General features: G+C 37.4%; 19 protein-coding genes and 1 pseudogene. 5 read left to right on the top strand and 15 right to left on the bottom strand.

The features are described 5' to 3' along the window. The first annotated feature begins 472 nt into the window (after window positions 1-472). Window positions 473-1,030 (top strand): lysophospholipid acyltransferase family protein, encoded by a 558-nt coding sequence (locus MIDI_RS03955; protein WP_160162260.1) that lies wholly within the window; start codon window positions 473-475, stop codon window positions 1,028-1,030. A gap of 71 nt (window positions 1,031-1,101) precedes the next feature. Here the strand turns inward: MIDI_RS03955 and MIDI_RS09045 are convergent, their stop codons facing one another. From MIDI_RS09045 to MIDI_RS03940, 4 genes are all read right to left on the bottom strand, one after another. Further along, window positions 1,102-1,290 carry a hypothetical protein gene (locus tag MIDI_RS09045; RefSeq protein WP_202795457.1) on the bottom strand — a complete coding sequence of 63 codons (189 nt, stop codon included), beginning with the start codon at window positions 1,288-1,290 and terminating at the stop codon, window positions 1,102-1,104. A 118-nt stretch (window positions 1,291-1,408) separates the two neighbouring features. Continuing rightward, entirely contained in the window at window positions 1,409-1,957 is a 549-nt protein-coding gene (locus tag MIDI_RS10595) for a transposase (protein ID WP_052567698.1), read from the bottom strand. A 430-nt stretch (window positions 1,958-2,387) separates the two neighbouring features. After that, complete coding sequence (locus MIDI_RS03945; protein ID WP_041185471.1) at window positions 2,388-2,723, bottom strand: hypothetical protein; 336 nt, start codon at window positions 2,721-2,723, stop codon at window positions 2,388-2,390. A gap of 332 nt (window positions 2,724-3,055) precedes the next feature. After that, window positions 3,056-3,280 (bottom strand): hypothetical protein, encoded by a 225-nt coding sequence (locus tag MIDI_RS03940; protein ID WP_041185470.1) that lies wholly within the window; start codon window positions 3,278-3,280, stop codon window positions 3,056-3,058. 815 nt (window positions 3,281-4,095) lie between these two features. Here MIDI_RS03940 and MIDI_RS03935 point away from each other — a divergent pair. Together MIDI_RS03935 and MIDI_RS03930 are read left to right on the top strand one after the other, a co-directional pair. Continuing rightward, entirely contained in the window at window positions 4,096-4,521 is a 426-nt protein-coding gene (locus MIDI_RS03935) for a hypothetical protein (RefSeq protein WP_148234142.1), read from the top strand. Further along, window positions 4,448-7,084: a TrbL/VirB6 family protein gene (locus MIDI_RS03930; RefSeq protein ID WP_160162259.1), complete on the top strand. Its 2,637-nt coding sequence runs from the start codon at window positions 4,448-4,450 to the stop codon at window positions 7,082-7,084. The genes MIDI_RS03935 and MIDI_RS03930 overlap by 74 nt, the downstream gene beginning before the upstream one ends. An 831-nt stretch (window positions 7,085-7,915) precedes the next feature. Here MIDI_RS03930 and MIDI_RS08660 read toward each other — a convergent pair. Further along, a complete protein-coding gene (locus MIDI_RS08660; protein ID WP_160162258.1) occupies window positions 7,916-8,053 on the bottom strand; it encodes a hypothetical protein in 138 nt (45 codons plus the stop codon). A gap of 289 nt (window positions 8,054-8,342) precedes the next feature. On the opposite strand from MIDI_RS08660, the gene MIDI_RS03915 reads away from it, so the two are divergent. Continuing rightward, window positions 8,343-8,999 carry a hypothetical protein gene (locus MIDI_RS03915; protein WP_013951279.1) on the top strand — a complete coding sequence of 219 codons (657 nt, stop codon included), beginning with the start codon at window positions 8,343-8,345 and terminating at the stop codon, window positions 8,997-8,999. Between the two features lie 60 nt (window positions 9,000-9,059). Here the strand turns inward: MIDI_RS03915 and lepA are convergent. Both lepA and cysS read right to left on the bottom strand, forming a co-directional pair. After that, a pseudogene (lepA, locus tag MIDI_RS03910) lies at window positions 9,060-10,879 on the bottom strand (translation elongation factor 4). A gap of 44 nt (window positions 10,880-10,923) precedes the next feature. Next, the gene (cysS, locus tag MIDI_RS03905) at window positions 10,924-12,252 is read right to left on the bottom strand and encodes a cysteine--tRNA ligase (protein WP_041185465.1); all 1,329 of its coding nucleotides are present in this window, start codon (window positions 12,250-12,252) and stop codon (window positions 10,924-10,926) included. A gap of 105 nt (window positions 12,253-12,357) precedes the next feature. Here cysS and MIDI_RS03900 point away from each other — a divergent pair, with 105 nt between their 5' ends. Continuing rightward, the gene (locus MIDI_RS03900) at window positions 12,358-13,524 is read left to right on the top strand and encodes an MFS transporter (protein WP_013951276.1); all 1,167 of its coding nucleotides are present in this window, start codon (window positions 12,358-12,360) and stop codon (window positions 13,522-13,524) included. Between the two features lie 9 nt (window positions 13,525-13,533). On the opposite strand, the gene MIDI_RS03895 is transcribed toward MIDI_RS03900, so the two are convergent. The 8 genes from MIDI_RS03895 to tig form a co-directional block, all read right to left on the bottom strand. Then, window positions 13,534-13,776 (bottom strand): hypothetical protein, encoded by a 243-nt coding sequence (locus MIDI_RS03895; RefSeq protein ID WP_013951275.1) that lies wholly within the window; start codon window positions 13,774-13,776, stop codon window positions 13,534-13,536. 798 nt (window positions 13,777-14,574) lie between these two features. Beyond that, window positions 14,575-14,778, bottom strand: coding sequence for a hypothetical protein (locus tag MIDI_RS03890; RefSeq protein WP_148234141.1), 204 nt, complete (start codon window positions 14,776-14,778; stop codon window positions 14,575-14,577). Between the two features lie 288 nt (window positions 14,779-15,066). Beyond that, window positions 15,067-15,423, bottom strand: coding sequence for a hypothetical protein (locus MIDI_RS03885; RefSeq protein ID WP_148234140.1), 357 nt, complete (start codon window positions 15,421-15,423; stop codon window positions 15,067-15,069). Between the two features lie 166 nt (window positions 15,424-15,589). Further along, window positions 15,590-15,766, bottom strand: a complete 177-nt coding sequence (locus MIDI_RS07160; protein ID WP_237697332.1) for a transposase — start codon at window positions 15,764-15,766, stop codon at window positions 15,590-15,592. 81 nt (window positions 15,767-15,847) lie between these two features. After that, window positions 15,848-16,147 (bottom strand): transposase, encoded by a 300-nt coding sequence (locus MIDI_RS07155; protein WP_160162257.1) that lies wholly within the window; start codon window positions 16,145-16,147, stop codon window positions 15,848-15,850. 289 nt (window positions 16,148-16,436) lie between these two features. After that, on the bottom strand, window positions 16,437-17,684 hold the full coding sequence (clpX, locus tag MIDI_RS03875; protein ID WP_013951272.1) for an ATP-dependent Clp protease ATP-binding subunit ClpX: 1,248 nt from the start codon (window positions 17,682-17,684) through the stop codon (window positions 16,437-16,439). A gap of 19 nt (window positions 17,685-17,703) precedes the next feature. Next, window positions 17,704-18,354: an ATP-dependent Clp endopeptidase proteolytic subunit ClpP gene (clpP, locus tag MIDI_RS03870; protein ID WP_013951271.1), complete on the bottom strand. Its 651-nt coding sequence runs from the start codon at window positions 18,352-18,354 to the stop codon at window positions 17,704-17,706. A gap of 19 nt (window positions 18,355-18,373) precedes the next feature. Then, window positions 18,374-19,678, bottom strand: a complete 1,305-nt coding sequence (tig, locus tag MIDI_RS03865) for a trigger factor (RefSeq protein ID WP_013951270.1) — start codon at window positions 19,676-19,678, stop codon at window positions 18,374-18,376. Between the last annotated feature and the right edge of the window lie 12 nt (window positions 19,679-19,690).

The following is a 19,690-nucleotide window of genomic DNA, read 5'->3' as shown; positions in this document are numbered from 1 at the left end:
TTAGAAGTAGCATTTTTATAAGGATTATATGAAATAGTTGTAACAGGCTTAGGAATCACAGAATTTATTGGTTATCCAAGGCGATATCCAGTAGTGATTCTCCAAATAATCGGCCGGTTACAGAAGACACCTTCTCGTTTGTTAGTTAACACATATAATACAACTCTCGCTGAATAAAACATCTACTCAATAGAGTGCTGCAATACTTTACAGCTTTTGAAGTTAAAAGTGGTAAATGCAAGTACAATATCCTAGACTTTTACTTCTAATTCTTTTATATCAATTCTTAATATTAGAATCGATATGCGCTCCGGCTTTTTAGTCAATTATGGGAATCCTCATTAGGTCAACTGTTTTCAATATTTTTTTAGCAGTTTGGACTGTTTTCATTACCACACTTTTTCTCCCGACACTTCTTACAAGAAATCAAGAGATTATTGCCTTAACTGCATCAGTTTGGGCTGAAGTAGTTATGGTAGCATTAAGATTAATTTGTAATATCAATTATAAGGTTGAAGGAAAGAAGAATTTGCCAGCTTCTGAACCCTTTATTATAGCTTCAAAACATCAGTCGATGTGGGAAACAGTATACTTGATGAAGATGTTAAAGAAACCGGTATTTATTCTAAAAAAGGAGTTAACTAGTATCCCTTTTTATGGTTGGTATCTTAAGTGGATGGGTATGGTTTCTATTAAACGGGAAGATGGCCTGCAGTCTATAAAACATATAATAATTGAAACCAAGAGAGCTTTTAGTCAGGGGCGTAGTTTAATAATATTTCCAGAAGGGACTAGAATAAGGCCAGGAGAAAATGCAGACATCCAGCCAGGGATAGTTGCTATACAGAAATCATATCCAGAAATTCCTATAGTACCCATTTCTCTTAATTCAGGCAATTTTTGGCGAAAAGGAGAGTGGTTAAGATACCCTGGAACAGTGCAGGTTCATATAGGTGAGCCAATCTATGGCAAACAAATTTCAAAAGCAGAATTTCTTGATAAAATTAAAGAGGAGATAAATAAATTATAGCTGTACTCTAGATTAAACAAGCCACTCCTACTTTAGACTGTTTATCCTACTTTTAATTTTATCTTGCTGATTTAAAATAAAAAAGGGCACCGGCCCAGTGTAATTAAATATGTAACCTCAGTTTGACGTAAGGAGTAGGCCCATGAGCCTGTTTTTTCCAATGAGATATATTGGGTTGAAGACATAAGCCAAGAGCCCCGAGAAGAGGTCTGCCAAGAAATTGTTTGGCGAGCGGTGCCGTGGTGTGCTGGATTTGTCAAATCTCTTTCAATTGTCCGATGGCTGTTTCAATCAATCCACGCCCTGCAAGAAGCAGTTGTTTAAAAAGCCGCAAGCCGGGTTTTGTTTTTCATGTTTTTCTTAAGCCGTGTGATGAGCTCAATACCTTGATTGCTCAGTGTTTTTGCTTATATACCACCGATCTCCGAATAGAAGGCCTGTCAAATATTGAGTCAGTTTTTCGACAACGGCTCGATCATCTGTATTACCCGAAGTCAGTGTGAATGACATAATCTCTCCTTGATCATTGAGGCCAAAGAACCATCCGGGTCGACGTTTTCCCACGCTGAGCGGTGCCTTTAAAGGCCTTATTACTGCTAGTACGTGAGTTATGACAAACCTTTTCCAGCTTTTTGTTGAGTCAACGTACCTGTTTGTTTCCCTTTGCAGCAATTCAGCAGAATGACCAACGGGATGACCGCGTCTCGCATCCAGCTCAACAAAGCGATTGTAGCTGATAAGCTTCGGCAATCCCTCTCTGAGAGAGATTTGAAAACAGTTTAGGTAAAAATCTTTGAATCCGGTAATGCCCTCAAATGAAACAAAACGAGGATCATTATAACTTCGGAAAGCATCATCCCAGACTCTCGTTTCCTTTGTCTCTGCGAGTTTCTTAAGGATCTTTGGTACGTGAGTTGTCGCTTGCAAAAATCATCAATCAAACAAAATATTTCTACTAGGGGAACCACTTTCCTTATTTATCGTGAAATTGAGAAGAACCTAATGGTTACACAGCTTCTTTAAAACCATATCAGATAATTTCTTTAAAACCATATCAGATAATTTCTTTAAAACTTACCTCAAACTGGGGTTAAAAAAAGTGTAGTTTTATCTTTACTAAACCCTGATAGAATGCCGCTAAAAGCGTATTTATGAGTACCGTAATCCGAAACCTTTAAGCACTTAGGATCAGAAAATGATTCTTTATTATTTTGATGCAGTTACCAACTCCTGTGTTAAAGCTGCTTACAATATTAGAATCCATAACAGTACCAGTCAAACCAGGCATACTATAGTTATTACCTTGGCAAGAAGATGGGTCTTGGAGTAGAGCATGACTCAGCATCGGGAGTTACAGTCACTCCAACCCTTGTGGCATCCTTTCTGGCCATATTTCCCCAACTAATTGAAATTTCTCGCCTCTTTCATTTTGCAAAAAGATACTTGTGGTATTTGCATTTCTCAGTCGCTTCGGAGGTATCATTAGGATTTGCAATACATGCGAGTAATGTATTCTGGGTTCCAGAATGTTAGAATCGCTTAAAAATTGGCCCGCGCTGTTCTCAAACAACACATCACTTTCTATATAAGAATAATCACCACTCCAACTAATCTTAAATTCATCTCCATCTGCAACGAAAATACCTGTATTAGTATAGTAAGGATTTTTAACGTGCCAACCCGCAAGTGCCAATATTAGGTCTTCTAGCTAAATTCCAAACGTCAGTATTAGACATATAGTTCCACTGTTCTTCTGTGTATTGGGCTGTGCACTGATTTTCTTAGTTGCTAGACCAAGCCAGTAGGTGGGAAAACCAGATTATCATACCAATTAGCACCCATAGCGGCTTTTGGATCTATTGTATCAGTTTTTGGGTCAAGGTTGGTTGGGGGAATAAAGGATTTAGTTTTAATTTTTGCCTACCGCACATGTAAATTTTATTCTCAATATTGTCCGCAGCGGATAAGCTAAAATCAAATTTATCCCCGTTTTTTACAATAAATTTGGTTTTGTACGCGGAATTGCTAATCTTGCTTGCCAAATCTCTGTTGCAAGCTGTTCCAATTGGGTAAGGTCCAGCCACTTTTATTTCCGGCATAACAAACCGCATTACCACTAACTTGCTGAGATGCCGATCTATCTAGCTCCAATGTTTTGCTTGAAAACAATACGCCTTTTTGACATTGCGGATAACAAGAAATTATAACATCTTCATTTAACTCAACTTGGTCTTTTCCATCTGGAGTCACTGAATAGGTCCTCGAAAAATCGCTATATTCATCTTTGCAACGACGATAACAAATATAATTAAGCGGAGTTGGCAACTATTGCTTCCTAGGTTTCATCAGCAAACCCATAAGACTTTACACATTGGTTATAAAAATCTTTATAAGCCAAGGCATAACACGGCATAATGGTTAAATATATAACTGATAGCGCTGAAAATCGACCACGCCCGTCTTAGCAAGCCCCATTTTTGTATATAACTCAACACACTAGCGTTCAGCGTAGCATTCGTAAGAAGTTAATCAAGGCATTCCTTAATTATTTGACCAAATTTATTAAAAAAACATAATTTGGTAATATTTTAATGAAATATATTATAATCTGAGCTAAATTAGGGGTCTAAAAGCTTTATTATTTGATGTAAACACCTTATAAGAATTAAAAAATTAAATTTTTATAAATTTTTTTATTAAATCTTTGAGTTGATTGTTGACTTGTTGATTTTTGCAACTTATACTTTAGCTATATGTGCTAAATAAAATTAAAAAAATAGTTTAGCACCTATCAATGGCGTGTCTACCTTATCTTCACACACACGCAAACCTTCCCACTAAGGTAGACACGCTTTTATGCGTTCGCCCCTAGGATGTAAAATTTACGCAATCTACAGTTGAATTGGTATGCTCTCGCTGTTACTCTTTGTTTTATTGACTAAATTTACTTTTAATAAGTGATGCGGATTAATATTAGTTTTGAAATGCAGAGAAAATACTCGTTAGGTTATGCTTATCTGCGCATCCAAAGCTATAACAAATTCATTCTTAACTTAATGATCTGGTTGGTAGCGTCAATTCTCACTTATAGTAATACTTTTGCCTATTACAATTTGTATGGTGAGTGTGTTAAAGGATATGAACTCACTGATAATCCAATAGATGCGATTGTTTTAAGTCCTCTTAATAGGACATGCCAAGCTAGATGCCAAAAAGAATGCGGCGCTTTTTCAAGAAAAATTTATGAAAATGACAACTATACAGAGTCTGGAGGAGTGGAACTAAACGAAGATATTATAAGTAACTGTATGACTGTCTGCCAAAATGGCGAAATATTTAAGAGTAAATATTTCGAAGCCGTAGGCAATAAAGACGGCAAACCCCAAATAGAACTTAGACCTGAGGCTAAAAATTGGTGTGGCCTGTACTGGCACAAAAGAAGAAATCGCCAACAATACAGTCAGAACTCGCTTTACAGTGAAAAAGGATGATAAGATGAAAATATCTTTAACCGGCCTCGCTGCAGACAGCAGCAAAATATATTTATGTGGCAAAAAATCTTTGGTTCTTACTCCAATCTTTCCTAATATTAATGCAGCTAATTTTGACATTACTAAGTCAAATTGGGATGATGATACAAGTAAACAACAAGCTTGGTCTAATAAAATGGAGAATCAGTGCTTTGCTGATATGTCTGATGCCGATTTCAATGCCTTAACCAATAAAAAAATCTGGATAAATAGAATGGGAAATACAGCTTGCGATTGGCATGCAAGAAACCCAAATTATATTAATACTGGAGTATATGTTGCAAACGGCGATGAACTAAATATTACTTGGTATGGAGAATACGCTTATAAACGCAATGGTACTGACTTAGCTACAAGAAAATTGCTAGTAGATTGTTTAAGGAGTAATAGCGTAACAGATGCCGCTAAAGCAAATTGTAAAAATATATTTTTAAATTCTTCTGCAATTTCAATTAAAGACCCAATGCAAACTTCTTTTAGTTTTACAGCGGGAACCTCAATGCGTTACGTAATCCAAGGAGAAAGAGCTCGTCCTGATAATGCTCCTATTGGTGTTTTTAATACTAATCCTCCTCAAGATTCGTATACTATATTTAACTTAACCGGCAAAGTAACAGATGAGGTTTTAAAAGGTGAATTCAACAAAGGAGTAAGTGGATGTGATGATAAAAAACAAGAATCCTTTTCAAAACCAGAATGCATTAAGCTAACACAATACGGCAAGAGCAAATACTCTTTTTCAGGTATATTGCAAGAATTTAGCGATAAAAGAACTCCACTCGCTATAAGGCATCACGATGAAATTCCTTTTTCTGGTAGAGATCCCACTCCTTATATGAACTTGTATAAAATTAATCACTTTGGGGGTTACAATGTTGAAGTCAAATGGGGCGGGTGTCCATTTAATGATGGTAGTAGGATACAGTACGCTGTATTTAAAGAAGATAAGGAAGAAGATTCAATGTATGAGCGTATTCCAAAAATCCCAGAAACTGATTGGCACGACTTGCCATTAGATGTTTTGAAGCCAGAAGGAGTGCTAACTTTATCAGATATAAACATTGAGGGTAAACTCTTTTTAAGAATAAAAACCATCCCTGCTGGCGCCGGAGCGAGTAAAGAGGTTAAGGATTTATACGAAAACCCCGCCAATTATCATGGGCAATATTATATTACAGTTGAAAAAGCCGATGAAACGAATGCCATAGTAAAAGACGGTCCTATCCTTAAAATAGTCAAGATCGTTACAAACACTATATTTGGTAAAAATAGAAAAATTGGAGAAGTAACCAACAGCGGAGTGGTATACAAAATCTATGACAGTGTCGCATCTAACTCTAAACTTGCAAGTATAGTTAGAGCTTCTTTAGTAGTATATATGCTATTCTTTGGTGTAGGCTTTGGGGTAGGGGTCATCAGGGCTAACCAGCAAGAATTAATTCACAGATTAATTAAATTCGGGTTTGTCTTAGCAGTGATTTCACCGACTAGCTGGAGTTTCTTCGGCGGTTATTTGGTACCTCTTTGTATTGATGGAACAACAGAAATAGTAGCAAATATTATGGCCGGCTCTTATTCTCTTGAAAATGCGGGATTAACTGAAGCAGAAATACTTAAAAATCCTTATCTAATTTTCGAGACCTTTGATGCCCCATTAAAAATTATGCTTAGCGCTGCTGTTTGGAAAAAAATTGTTGCACTTCTATTTAATGGACTAATTGGAATTGCTATGACTGCTGTTTTAGTGATAGGGATTTTTATCTACTTAGTTAATATTTTAAAGGTGCTAGTGGTATACTTAACATCTATCATAGTGCTTTCCTTACTAATAATTATCACTCCAATCGTCTTACCTTTCATGTTATTCTCCCTAACTAAAACCATTTTTGATAACTGGGGTAAACAGATTATATCTTTTGCTTTACAGCCAATTCTGTGTTTTGCTGCAATATCGTTATTTAACTCTTTGCTAATAATGTTATTAAAAATAATTTTAAATTTCACAGCTTGCCCTACTTGTGCGCTATATGTCGATCTATCTCCAATATATGAAGCTTGCTGGATACCTGCATACTATCCCGTATACAGTATTCATATGCCAGGGCAGGCCAGCGCTGGATTTGGTGTGCTTTTTAGTATCGTATCCACATCTTTAGCATTTTTAATCATAGTGCACGGTAGTTATATGTTTACAACTTATATGTCTTTAATAGCATCAACAATAGTTACCGGCTCCCCTATCAGAACTGCGACGGTAATGGGCGCAGTCGATAAAGCCCAAAGTACAACTGTTGGTACTTTAAAAGCTGTTACCTTTAACGTCAGTAATTATGCAATGTCTGCAATATCGAGAGATAGTCCTGGTGAAGACGATCAAGGCGACGATTCTTCAGGAGGAAACGACAGCGGCGGTGTCGATAATAAAGCTAAAAAAGAGGATGGTGCTGAAAGTAAAAGAGCTGGCGCCGATTCTCCAGCTAGTAAAGATAGTGGTAATGCTGGAAGTGGAAATGCTGGAAACTGAGCTGATTAGAGCTTTGAATAAACTGCGTACAAATGAAGAATGAGAAAATCCTCGGCGGGGACGCAAGCCGTATTAGATTTACTGTTGCAAGGTTCGTTTTTAAAATGGCTCGCCTCGTAAGCTTTACTTGCCAGAAGGGAGGGAAGGCTAGCCATACTTTTCCTGTCGCAAACTCCGCTTTAAGCTCAATCCCCTTCAAGTTAGAGAAATATATACTTCTCTGACATAGACGACAGGAAACTTGGAAAAACTATACGAGTGACCTTGGGAGGCACAGTTAAAGCTTTAACTGCTGGAAACTTGAATATAAAGCTAGCGTGGTATAAAAGTGTTCTAGATTCAGCGCGCTATATGGACTTAGATTTGAAAGTATATATGATGGCAGCTAATTACCTTGTAGCAGGTCGATTTCTAAATTTTGACACTCTCTATATGGTGCTCCCCCCATGCTAGTTTCTGCCGAATTCGTCAATAGGCTGCCTCCACCTTGTTTAAATAACCCCCCCCCCTTTAGGGTATAATCTAAGTAGGAAATAAATTGATCCTTATAACCTGTGGATTGATTTTTGTAGTGGCATTGCCCAATGTTTGGATAGAAGTTTCAAATCCAGCAAATGCCTATGGAAGAAAGAGGGCAAGAGTAGCGCAAAGCATCCTCAGGAATTTGCTATAGCGCTTCGTTCTTCGATTAAAACTAGCTAGATAATGCCTCTTAAAGAATTCTTTGACTCCACCACAATGAGGCCCCAGCCTTTGTTTTGTGATGGTGCGTGGAGATTTTACAGTATTCATAAACGCTGCAATCATCTGTACATGCTCAATTTTATAATTTCACCCGATCCAACTTTTCTTGCACACAGCGCCCCCCGTCCCTTCAATCCATGAAGATATTTGGCCGTTATGGATTCCAGTCAGTCTCTCCATCGTCCTAATCCCACAGTCCTCAAGGTTAAGTTTTGAGTCTATCATTCATAGTGTATTTCTGTCGCTTATTACCTTCTCGGTAATTCTTTTTGCAATTCTTGCATCTATACCTCTGCTGTCCCTATACCACGCCATTCTTCACCTGCTCGCTGGAGCCGCAATATTTACACTTAATTGTCATTTCTACCCCCCGCTTTACTACGAAGATATCACACCCTCTTATTGCCGTCTATAATTACCAGGCAATGCCTGGTAATTATTTAAATTACTTCTGGTGCAAATTAGCTCTTTATCATATACTCACAGGTATAATGAATCTTTATTAGGTCCGTCTATGCCACTAGCAGCTGAGTTGGATCTGTGCCCTAGCAGTGATAATTATCATGATCCGTCATTTGGTCACTTTGAAACACCGTTTAGTGGAGTAGTTAGAGTGAGTAGAAACGATGAGCGAGAATTTGAGGGTACAGCCTCTCTGCACTACCCTCTAAATGAAATGAACAGTACTGGCGTACAGAAATTCGCAGGCGAAACAATGAACCTCCTCATTAGTAAAGCTTTTGACTGGGTCAATTGGAATCTACAAGCCAGCCCACGTGCCTCTTTCACAGAAGCTTGTCAAAGTCCTTTAATCAATCATTGCCCAAATGGAAACGTCACAATGATTACCCAGTTTAGAGGAGACTGTTACCCTTCCATGCTTCCAGGCTACTTAAACCAAGAGTTTGATAAGTTATGCGGAGGGTCAGATGGCCATGGAGCATCTCCTCTTGTACCAATAGCTATCGCTGCTGTTACAGCTTTAACTGCATTTTGTATTGCAAAATGTCTTTGGAAAGCTGCGTGGTATAAAATCCGTACCTCATGTTTCTCCCCATCAGAGTCAGAGAACCTGCCTCCTAGAGACGCTTACCGAGAAAATTATGAAAGAGCTGCTGCTGCAGGTGAAGTTGACCTTTATGGTGCACCAGTACAAATTTATACTCAATAAATTGAAAATTCTAGGCGCTGTTAATCAGCGCCTATTCTGTTTGTTGCATACTCTATAAGATTAATTCCCGCCATCACCGGCTTTTAGCACTTCAATAAATGCACCTTTTGGAATTTCGACTTTTACCAATAGAGCGCATTTTTTTCTTGCCTTCCTTCTGTTTATCAAGCAGCTTTCTTTTTCTGGTTATATCACCTCCATAACATTTAGCGGTCACATCTTTTTTTTAGAGCGCTAATTGTCTCTCTCGCTATGATTTTACCACCTATTGCTGCTTGGATTGGAATAGCAAACAAATGTCGCGGAATCAAATCCTTCAGCCTGACACAAAACTCTCGCCCCCTACTTTCTGCTCGGCTGCGATGTAAAATAATCGATAGGGCATCAACTGCTTCTCCATTTATTAGTATACTCATCTTTACTAAATCGCTTTTCCTATAATCATCCATTTCCCAATCAAAGCTTGCGTATCCCCTGGAACAAGACTTTAGGCGATCATAAAAATCAAAAACGATCTCATTCAAAGGTAATTTATAAACCACCATAGCCCTATTCCCAACATAAGTCAGATTAACTTGCTCTCCTCTTTTTTCCGTACAAAGAGCTAAAACAGAACCAAGGAAATTATCAGGCACCATGATAGTTGCTTTAACCCACGGTTCTTCTATAGAATCAATATGAGTAGGATCAGGCAAATCATCAGGATTATGAAGCTGTACAACTTTGCCAGCTCTTGTATGCACATTATAAACAACGCTTGGAGCTGTAGTTATTATGTCTAGATTAAATTCTGTTTCTAGACGTTCTTGAATAATTTCTAAATGTAATAATCCTAAAAAACCACACCTAAATCCAAAACCTAAAGCATTTGAGCTCTCTACTTCATATTGAAAGCTTGCATCATTCAAACGTAACTTTCCAAGGCTTTCTTTTAAAACCGGGAAATTGCTCGCATCTAACGGATAAAGGCTACAAAACACTACCGGCTGGCTAGGCTTAAATCCAGGAAGCGGTTCAATATTCGTTGCTCTTTCATCAATTATAGTATCACCGACACTACAATCGGCAACCTGCCTAATCCCAGCTGTTATAAAGCCCACTTCTCCGGCATACAGCGCTTCGCACATAACTTTTTTAGGAGTAAACACTCCAACGGTATCAACTGCATATATTGCGTTTGGTGCCATCATTTTAATCTTTTGTCCTTTCTTGAGGCACCCATCAATTACCCGAACCAAAATAACCACTCCAAGATATTGATCATACCAGCTATCAATTAGCATAGCTTTAAGTTGGCTTTCCCGACTCCCAGTAGGAGTCGGAAGCTTATTGACTATGGCCTCAAGCACTTCCTCTATCCCCATCCCGGTTTTTGCCGAAATAAGCACGGCATCAGCTGCATCTAAGCCTATAACATCTTCGATTTGCTGTTTCACTCGATCTGGCCCGGCAGCGGGCAAATCGATTTTATTCAATACAACAACTACCTCATGATTGCTTTCTATGGCTTTATAAACATTTGCTAACGTTTGTGCTTCAACACCCTGGCTCGCATCTACTACTAATATCGATCCTTCACAAGCTGCCAGTGAACGGCTTACCTCATAAGTAAAATCAACGTGGCCTGGAGTATCAATTAAGTTTAATATATAAGTTTCTCCATTTTTTGCTTCATATTTGAGCCTTACAGTTTGCGCCTTGATTGTTATACCTCTTTTCTGTTCAATCTCCATTGAATCAAGAACCTGCGCTGTCATTTCCCGCTTTTCAAGCCCTCCACAAAATTCTATCAACCTATCAGCCAGAGTTGATTTACCATGATCTATGTGGGCTACAATAGAAAAATTTCTAATATTAGACTGCGGGATAATGTCTTTCATTCTAAAATATGATCACTAGTTATAGACTGGACTTTATATACTAATTAACCGATTTTCTCTAGTTCATAAGAATCGTCAGTATCTAATATTTTGTATCCTCTTTCCATTATTTGTGTGCGTAAAAGATCAGCCAACTGCCAATCTTTTTCTCTTTTAGCTTGTAAGCGTTCTTGAGCAATTTTTATGATATCAGCAGGTATAACCTCCTTGGCCATTACTTCTAATCCCAGAAAATCTAAACTCCACAATAATTGTTTATTAGCCTCTTCATCTCCTTGCTGCGATTTACTAGCTAATTCATGTAAATGAGCAAGAGCTGCCGAGGTATTCATATCATCTGCTAAAAAATTGATAACTTCATGACATTCTTTAACCTTTTTACTATCAGTTTTATGAATTACAGCAGAAATTTTCTTCATCGCTTTCTTAGCATCCTCAAGAGCCTTATCATTTAAGTCTAAAGGTTTTTTATAATGAGTAGTTAGATAAAAATATCTAATTACTGAGCCATTAAACCCGCTCTCAATGATCTCTCTAACTGTCTTGAAATTGCCAAGACTTTTACTCATTTTTTCACCATTTACGGTTAAAAATCCATTATGCACCCAATACCTAGCAAAACTTGAACCACTATTAGCGCATTTACTTTGAGCAAGCTCGTTTTCATGATGAGGAAACATTAAATCAGCGCCACCCCCATGGATATCAAAATCAGCTCCAAGGTAAGCAAAGCTCATTGCAGAACACTCAATATGCCAGCCAGGTCGGCCCCAACCCCAAGGGCTTTCAAAGCCATAATCTTCTGCCTTACATGGTTTCCACAATACAAAATCAGCTGGATTTTTCTTAAATGGTGCCACCTCAACCCTTGCGCCTGCAATCATTTCATCTAGCGACCTGTTAGCTAACTCTCCATAATTGCTATGGCTGCTTACATCAAACAATACATGACCTTGAACAACATAAGCATGGCTTGATTTTATTAATTGTTCAATCATCTCAATCATTTGTTTAATATGGGTAGTCGCTTTGGGCTCAACATTTGGAGGCAAACAATTAAGCTCTGCGATATCTTGATGATAAAATTGAGTAATTTGAGTAGTTAGACTATCAATCGCTATATTTTGTGATTTAGCAGAATTAATAATTTTATCATCAACGTCAGTTATATTACGCACACAAACAACATCCTTATAAAAACGCTTAAGCAGTCTAAAAAGTATATCATAGACAACAGCTGCTCTTGCATTACCCATATGAGGGCGCTCATAGACGGTTGGACCACAAACGTACATCTTAACTGAGTCTTTATTTAACGGGTAAAAAATCTCTTTCCTTTTCGTTAGCGAATTGCTCAAAAAAATATCAGTCATACATTTTACATAAGAAATCAGCAGTATGATACTTAATAATGCTATCATTTCAAGATTTATATGCTATAAGGGTTCTTTCATATTAACTCAATTTAAAGATTTAAAATGTATTTAGTCATAACTGTATTAATGATAGGTATGTTAGCTGGAGCAGAATTAGATATATTCGTTCCAAGCTTTCCAGAGATTCAAGCCCAATTCCATCTATCTCCGTTCATGACACAGCTGATTCTTAGCTTAAATTTTATTGCCTATTGCATATGCTCCCTATTTGCTGGAGCTGTTAGTGATAAATATGACAGAAGAAAAGTCATAATCATTAGCTTATTAATTTTTATATTTGGTAGCATTCTTTGCTCTCTTGCACAAAATTATGGCACTCTACTGCTAGGGCGGGTGCTTCAAGGCTTTGGAATAGCTGGCCCATCTGTACTTGGTTATGTTATTATTGCTGATGAATATTCAACAACAAAACAAGTCTACCTTATAGGTTTAATGCATGGCTTAATTGCTTTTGCTATGTCTGCTGCTCCTGTGTTTGGCAGTCAAATAACTTGCTATTTTGGATGGCGCGGAAATTTTGTTTCGTTATTAATATTTGCATTGATATGTTTGATATTATCCGCCCTTTTTATTCCAACTAAAGCAATGAAACCTCAGGTAACATTGTCTTTAAAAGCATATTTGCCATTATTGAGATCAAAAAAATTAATGTTATTTACCGCTACTCTTTGCCTTTTTATGGTTCCATATTGGGTCTTTATAGGCATCTCACCGATCCTATATCGTAAAGATTTAGGAGTTTCCCTAGAAGAATTTGGTTTTTATCAAGGCACTCTTGCAGCAATTTTTGCAATAGGTAGCGCTCTTGGCAGCCTTTTAATGAAAAGAATAGGACTTAAAAAAGCTTTCTTTATAGGCATCTCAATGTGTTCAGCTCACGTTATAGCACTGTGTTGCTTGATGGTTCTTGACATTAAAAATCCGCTAATAATAACTTCATGCATGGCTATTGCCTCAGCAGGTGTAGCTATTCCTATCAATACATTATATCCGCATGCTTTAGAAATTCTAGAGAACACTAAGGGCCGAGCTTCTGCCTTTATATCTGGAGTTAGGCTGATTATATCATCTGTTGGACTGTGGCTAGTCAGCAGCACATATAACAGCACATTTGTTCCAATTGGATTATGGATAGTTATCACTATGAGCTTGGCTATAATTCTCTCCTTAGTATTAGTTAAGCAGGAGGCTATATTTTCAAATTCATAGGTATAACTGTTATTGCGGGTCCTCTGAAACAGCTTTAGTACTGCCCTTATGGTTATCAGTCCTACTATCGTCGTCAGCTTGACGCGCGGTTGTTCTAGTTGCAAACATATCTCTAGCAAAACCCGTTGTTTTGTAAGAAACTATCTTAACAATACCCTTAATTAAGTCAAATGCCGCATTTACATTTGGCGCTGCCTCTCCTACTCGCCCCATATTTTGTGCAGTTGCCATAATACCAGCTATTTTTGACATAAAAATCACAGAGCAATAATGAGCCTCGGCTCAATACTAAAAAGCAAACACTAAGACCAAATAATCCATTTGGTGTAAAAAATGCTAACCCAGCTTTCCCCCTCCTTCAATAGGGAAATGTTTACTAGCGAGTATTATATAGCCAGTAATTATACAGTATTCCTCAAAAAATAGAGAGAAAGAAAACAAGTTTTACACACCGAAAAAGATAGCGTTAGCCTAAACATCATTATAAAAAGCAAATTAAATACTAATACTGAGGTAAAGACTATTATTGGCTGCAACATAGATGAAATAAGCCGCTTGCCCCAACCCAGAAATAATCCTCTTATTCTTTCATTTATCTACGATTAACAATGGCGAAAATATCAGTAAAACGATCAATAATATGGCCATAGTAATTGTGCAAAATATATATATATCATTACCGTCTTAAGGATAGCTAAAAAAAAAGAAACCAGAGATTACAATAATAATCGTAATGATCATGCCAAATAAACTGGTAAACATTAACCCAACTAGCTTTTTCCAAGTTGTAGCTGCAAATATCGCCTTTAGAGGCATATCCAAAAACTCAAACACCAAGTTAAGGGTCATCGCGTAGTTCTAACTCTGAGATTTGGAAGCTGTCGATTACTTCTTGGGGAAAATCCATATCTTAATAAGTGGAACCAAATAACCGCCAAAAAATTGCCAACTTTGAGGAGAAATTATAGTTAAAACGAAAGTGGTAATCTATAAATTAGTTCCTGTCTGCTTGCTCTAATTATTCCAAGCATAAGCCAAGACCTGAGAAAACTAAATAAACAGAACAACAGTTCGAATGATATTAGTAAATCCTGGGTTCTCAACGACTGCGTTATATATTTCAAAAACAAGTCCACTGTTACTTAATGTACCTTCTTGACAAGTCTTACCAAACAACTGTTTATCCACATACTTAACTAACTTCTTGAGCATTCCGTCCAGCTCTCTAATTGAAGAATCCCCTTTTTTTGTCAAAATAATATAATACTGTCTCCCAATAGTTAGCAGGATTTGTATAAAGTTGTTTAATCTCATCAGAAACATCTATTGGTATTTCGCTCGCTATCCATCATCGGCTTAATTCTGAGATAATGCCTGCCTGTTACTTCAGCTGAGACAATCCAAGCATTGCCTGCTAGCACATCTTTATCTTCTTATATATCTTCCTTTGCCATGGAAATTCGCTCTCCTTTAAAGCGCTTCCGTCCTGCACTATTGCATACTGTACTCTTTCGCCGTTTTTAAATGGGCAGCCATTTGCTTCTATCTCAACCGAATATCCACCATTGCATTTTCATATCCTGTATTAATAACATTTTGCTTAACTAGATCTAAGGGAATCCTAGAATAGGCTGGAACTGCAGAAATATCTCTTGAGCTATCATTTAAGCTTTGTATGCTTGTGTTGATAGTCGAGCACTTTAATTCACCAAAGAAATGATGCGCCATAAGGCAATCCTGGTTATTTAAAAAGTTATTTATTTGATGCTCTAAAGCTGATTTTCTCCTATCTCTTTCCGGAGTAGCCAATAAACCTTGCTTATGTTCGGATAAATATTTTGTTATCCAACGAAAATCTGGATAGTTATTATATAAAAAAACAATATTTATATTCATCACTTCTTTACCTCATTCCAATAAGAATCAGTACGGAACTTGAAATTGTTAATCTGGGTTACCGTACAGAATATCCGCTTGATTATTTGGTATGTTTTCCGACTGACTTGAACTAAAATCGGTAATGACGTTAACTGCGGGTAGATCAGGGTAATGCTTTATAAAAACCTCAGTTTGACGTAAGGAGTAGGGCCCGTGAGCCTATTTTTCCATGAGATATACCGGGTTTGAAGACATAAGCCAAGAGCCCTGAGAAAGAGGTCTGCCAAGAAATTGTTTGGCGAGCGATGCCGTGGCGCTGGATTTGGCAAATCTCTTTCAATTGTCCGATGGCTGTTTCAATCAATCCACGCCCTGCAAGAAGCAGTTGTTTAAAAGCCGCAAGCGGGTTTTGTTTTTCATGTTTTTCTTAAGCCGTGTGATGAGCTCAATACCTTGATTGCTCAGTGTTTTTGCTTATATACCACCGATCTTCGAATAGAAGGCCTGTCAAATATTGAGTCAGTTTCTCGACAACGGCTCGATCATCTGTATTACCCGAAGTCAGTGTGAATGACGTAATCTCTCCTTGATCATTGAGGCCAAAGAACCATCCGGGTCGACGTTTTCCCACGCTGAGCGATGCCTTTAAGGACCTTATTACGGCTAATACGTAAGTTATGACAAACCTTCCAGCTTTTGTTGAGTCAACGTACCTTCTTTGAAGGTCTGGTAATTCCCCTCTCAAATGAAACAGTTCTTCCAGGAAGAAAAAATCGCATCACCCCTACAACAGAGATAAATTTTAAGTTAAGGTGCAGAATAGATAATTTCTTTGTAATGCTTAAAGAAAATAGACGCAATTTTAGAGAACCTCTCGCCCCTCCCCCAGCTCTAAGGGTTAGCCTAGCCGGCATTCTCTCCGCTCCCAGGCTCAGGTAAAGGCACAAGGTGTTTTTATATTAGCATGAGATCGTGGTGAATGCTGAATTTTTTATGTAGATGAAACCTGAGATTTGAACTCTTAGTAAGATGTACTAACGATTTGCCAGCTTCTTTTCTTTTGTTTTACTAACTACTTTGGGCCTCTTGCCCTTTTTTATAACTTCTTCATCAACAATAACTTTAGCTATGTTATTCTGGCTAGGAGTTTCAAACATTATATCAAGCAAGATCTCTTCCAAGATAGCACGCAATCCTCTGGCTCCTGTCTTGCGCTGCATCGCTTTTTCTGCAATTGCCTCTAGAGCCTCTTGCGTTATCTGCAAATCTATATTATCCATTTCAAACAATTTTGCATATTGTTTCACTAGAGCGTTTTTAGGTTTACTAAGAATAGCAATCAAGGCCTCTGTATCTAGCTCTTCTACGGCTGCAATAATTGGCAGGCGCCCAATAAATTCTGGTATCAAACCATATTTTAATAAATCTTCTGGCTCAGCTTGAGTTAATAATCCTCCAACTTGTTCTTCAGTTAAATTCACGTTGCCGCTAAAGCCAATATGAGTTTTTTTGTTCTTTCTAGTAATAACCTTATCGAGTCCTTCGAAAGCACCGCTGCAGACAAATAAAATATTAGTTGTGTCCACTTGTAAAAATTCTTGCTGCGGATGTTTTCTACCTCCTTGCGGTGGTACAGATGCGATAGATCCTTCCACCAACTTTAATAACGCTTGTTGAACCCCTTCCCCAGACACATCCCTTGTGATTGATGGACTATCTGATTTGCGAGATATTTTATCAATTTCATCTATGTAAACTATTCCTCTTTGAGCTCTCTCAATATTATAATCAGAGGCCTGTAGTAAGCGTACTATTATATTCTCCACGTCTTCTCCAACATAACCGGCTTCTGTTAAAGTGGTTGCATCAGCAACTGCGCATGGTACATCTAAAATTTTTGCTAATGTTTGAATCAAGAGCGTCTTCCCGCAGCCAGTTGGACCTATAAGTAATACGTTTGATTTAGCAATTTCAATATCATTAGAGGAATCTTTGTGAAACAGCCTCTTATAATGATTATAAACCGAAACAGACAAAATTCTTTTAGCGCGCTCCTGACCAATAACATACTGCGAAAGATAATTATATATCTGGACAGGCTTTGGTAATGAAAACTCCTCAGTCTCAGTAACGGCGCCATCTTTTATGACTTCGCTACAAAGCTCCACACACTCATTACATATATAAACAGTTGGGCCTTCTATAAGTTTTTTTACTTCTTCTTGACTTTTACCGCAAAAAGAGCAGTGAAGAGAATGCGAAGAGTGCTGCGAATTTACCATATTATCAAAAAGGATTACTTTATTTTATTTTAGCAGAAATGCCTTTCATCCTACTACCAACTTTAACAAGTTTCTCTTTATCAGTAAAAGGCCTTTTTTCAATAATATCATCTATCAAACCAAATTTCTTAGCTTCAGACGCAGACATAAAGCTGTCTCGCTCAATTCTTTTCTCTATCTCTTTAAGAGGTTGTCCAGTATGTTTAACATAGAGCAAATTCATATTATGTTTAATGCGTAATATTTCATTGGCATGTATTTCTATATCAGTTGCTTGTCCTCTATAACCTCCATGTGGCTGGTGAATCATAATCCTCGAATTCGGTAATGAATAACGCATTCCAGGTTCTCCACCTGCTAAAAGCATTGAACCCATAGAACATGCCTGGCCCATACACACTGTTGCAACTCGAGGTTTTACATACTGCATAGTGTCATATATAGACATGCCAGCAGTTACAACCCCGCCTGGAGAGTTTATATACATATAAATATCCTTATCAGGGTTTTCTGATTCTAAAAAAAGCAATTGGGCAACAATGATAGCGGCCATATTGTCTTCTATGGGACCATTAACAAATACTATTCCATCTCTCAACAAACGAGAATATATATCAAAAGCTCTTTCAGCCTTAGAACTTTGTTCTATGACAATAGGTACAACAGACATTTTATAGGCCCCTCTTCAGTTACATAATGAGATTTTTTTTGCTAAATTCCTCAGCAGTGATTTTTATCTTATTTAAGTTTACTTTGGTTAAAATAAAGTCCACCGTTTTTTCTTCGAGAATTGGCCCTTCTAGCATTCTTAAATTTTCAGATTTGCTGAAATACTCAATAATTTCTTTTTGTTTACCTGGCATCTGCATAACTTGAGCCGCTATTGTTTCTCTTAAGTCATTTTCGCTGACTTCAATCTTATTGATTCTCGCAAGCTCAGCTAATAAAAGTCCTAATTTAACCCTTCTGAAAGAGATTTTCTTAAATTCTTCATTTAATTCTTCTTCAGACTTACCTTGAGTTTCTCGGAAAGGCTTTGCTTTAGCTTCTTTTATTAATTGTTCTAGATCAGCCTCTAACATTCTCTGTGGTAGCTCAAACTCATATTCTCCATCAAGAATATCAAATAGTTCTTTCTTGGTATGAAAACGAGCCATAACAGCAAAGTCGGTAGACATTCTGTCTTTGATCATTTTCTCAACATTTTCAATTTTTTCAAAGCCAAGCTTTTTAGCTAACTCATCATTCCATTCTGCAGTATCTTGAGTCTTAAGTATCTCATGCACTTTTATATCAAAGGTTACTTCCTTACCAGGGTATTTTGGATAATCTTGTGGAAATACAACATTAATTGTTTTTTCTTCGCTAACTGCTAGTCCAACTAATTGTTCTTCAAAGCCTGGCACGAACTGCTTGGAACCAATTTCTAATTTAATCCCGGCACCTTTTCCTCCTTCAAATTCAACTCCATCAATTTTACCAACAAAATCTATTTTTAACATATCACCTACTTGTGCCTTGTACCCAGCTTCTGCAGGTTGGAAATTTTTAGAGCGTTTCAAGATTTCACCTTTGGCTTTTTCCATGTCACTATCAAGAACTTCTATTTCATATCCATCAAAAGAAACTTTAGTTAGGTCAATTTCTGGAATTTTGGGTAATGCATCAAAGCTAACGGTAATTTTTAATTCAGTATTTTCATCAAAATTGTTCATTTGAATCTCTGGAGGCATAGCTGGCCTTTCTTCTGACTCTTTCAGGATCGCCTTAACAGCATCATCTATAGATTGCCTTAGTTGCTTTTGCAGTACTTCTCCGCCAATCTGCCTTCTAACTAAACTAATAGGAACTTTACCTTCCCTAAAGCCAGGCATTTTAAATGTTTCTGCTTCTTTGGCTAGGATTTCATCAACTTTTTTCTTGATATCTTCAGAAGGAACGATAACGGCATATTCTCTAAATAGCCCTTCTTTTTTTATAGGTTGTATTTCCATATGGTTTAAAAT

The sequence above is a fragment of the Candidatus Midichloria mitochondrii IricVA genome (genome assembly GCF_000219355.1).
In the GTDB taxonomy this organism is placed as follows: domain Bacteria; phylum Pseudomonadota; class Alphaproteobacteria; order Rickettsiales; family Midichloriaceae; genus Midichloria; species Midichloria mitochondrii.
The sequence above is the reverse complement of the archived record's forward strand: the minus strand, read 5'-3'. Positions and strand labels throughout refer to the sequence as shown.

Excerpts from the sequence above, each read along its gene's own strand:
- MIDI_RS03915 (WP_013951279.1), top strand. The coding sequence starts at position 8,343 with ATGCCACTAGCAGCTGAGTTGGATCTGTGCCCTAGCAGTGATAATTAT.
- MIDI_RS03895 (WP_013951275.1), bottom strand. The coding sequence starts at position 13,776 with ATGTCAAAAATAGCTGGTATTATGGCAACTGCACAAAATATGGGGCGA.
- clpP (WP_013951271.1), bottom strand. The coding sequence starts at position 18,354 with ATGTCTGTTGTACCTATTGTCATAGAACAAAGTTCTAAGGCTGAAAGA.
- tig (WP_013951270.1), bottom strand. The coding sequence starts at position 19,678 with ATGGAAATACAACCTATAAAAAAAGAAGGGCTATTTAGAGAATATGCC.
- MIDI_RS03955 (WP_160162260.1), top strand. The coding sequence starts at position 473 with ATGGTAGCATTAAGATTAATTTGTAATATCAATTATAAGGTTGAAGGA.
- cysS (WP_041185465.1), bottom strand. The coding sequence starts at position 12,252 with ATGACTGATATTTTTTTGAGCAATTCGCTAACGAAAAGGAAAGAGATT.
- MIDI_RS08660 (WP_160162258.1), bottom strand. The coding sequence starts at position 8,053 with ATGATAGACTCAAAACTTAACCTTGAGGACTGTGGGATTAGGACGATG.
- clpX (WP_013951272.1), bottom strand. The coding sequence starts at position 17,684 with ATGGTAAATTCGCAGCACTCTTCGCATTCTCTTCACTGCTCTTTTTGC.
- MIDI_RS03900 (WP_013951276.1), top strand. The coding sequence starts at position 12,358 with ATGTATTTAGTCATAACTGTATTAATGATAGGTATGTTAGCTGGAGCA.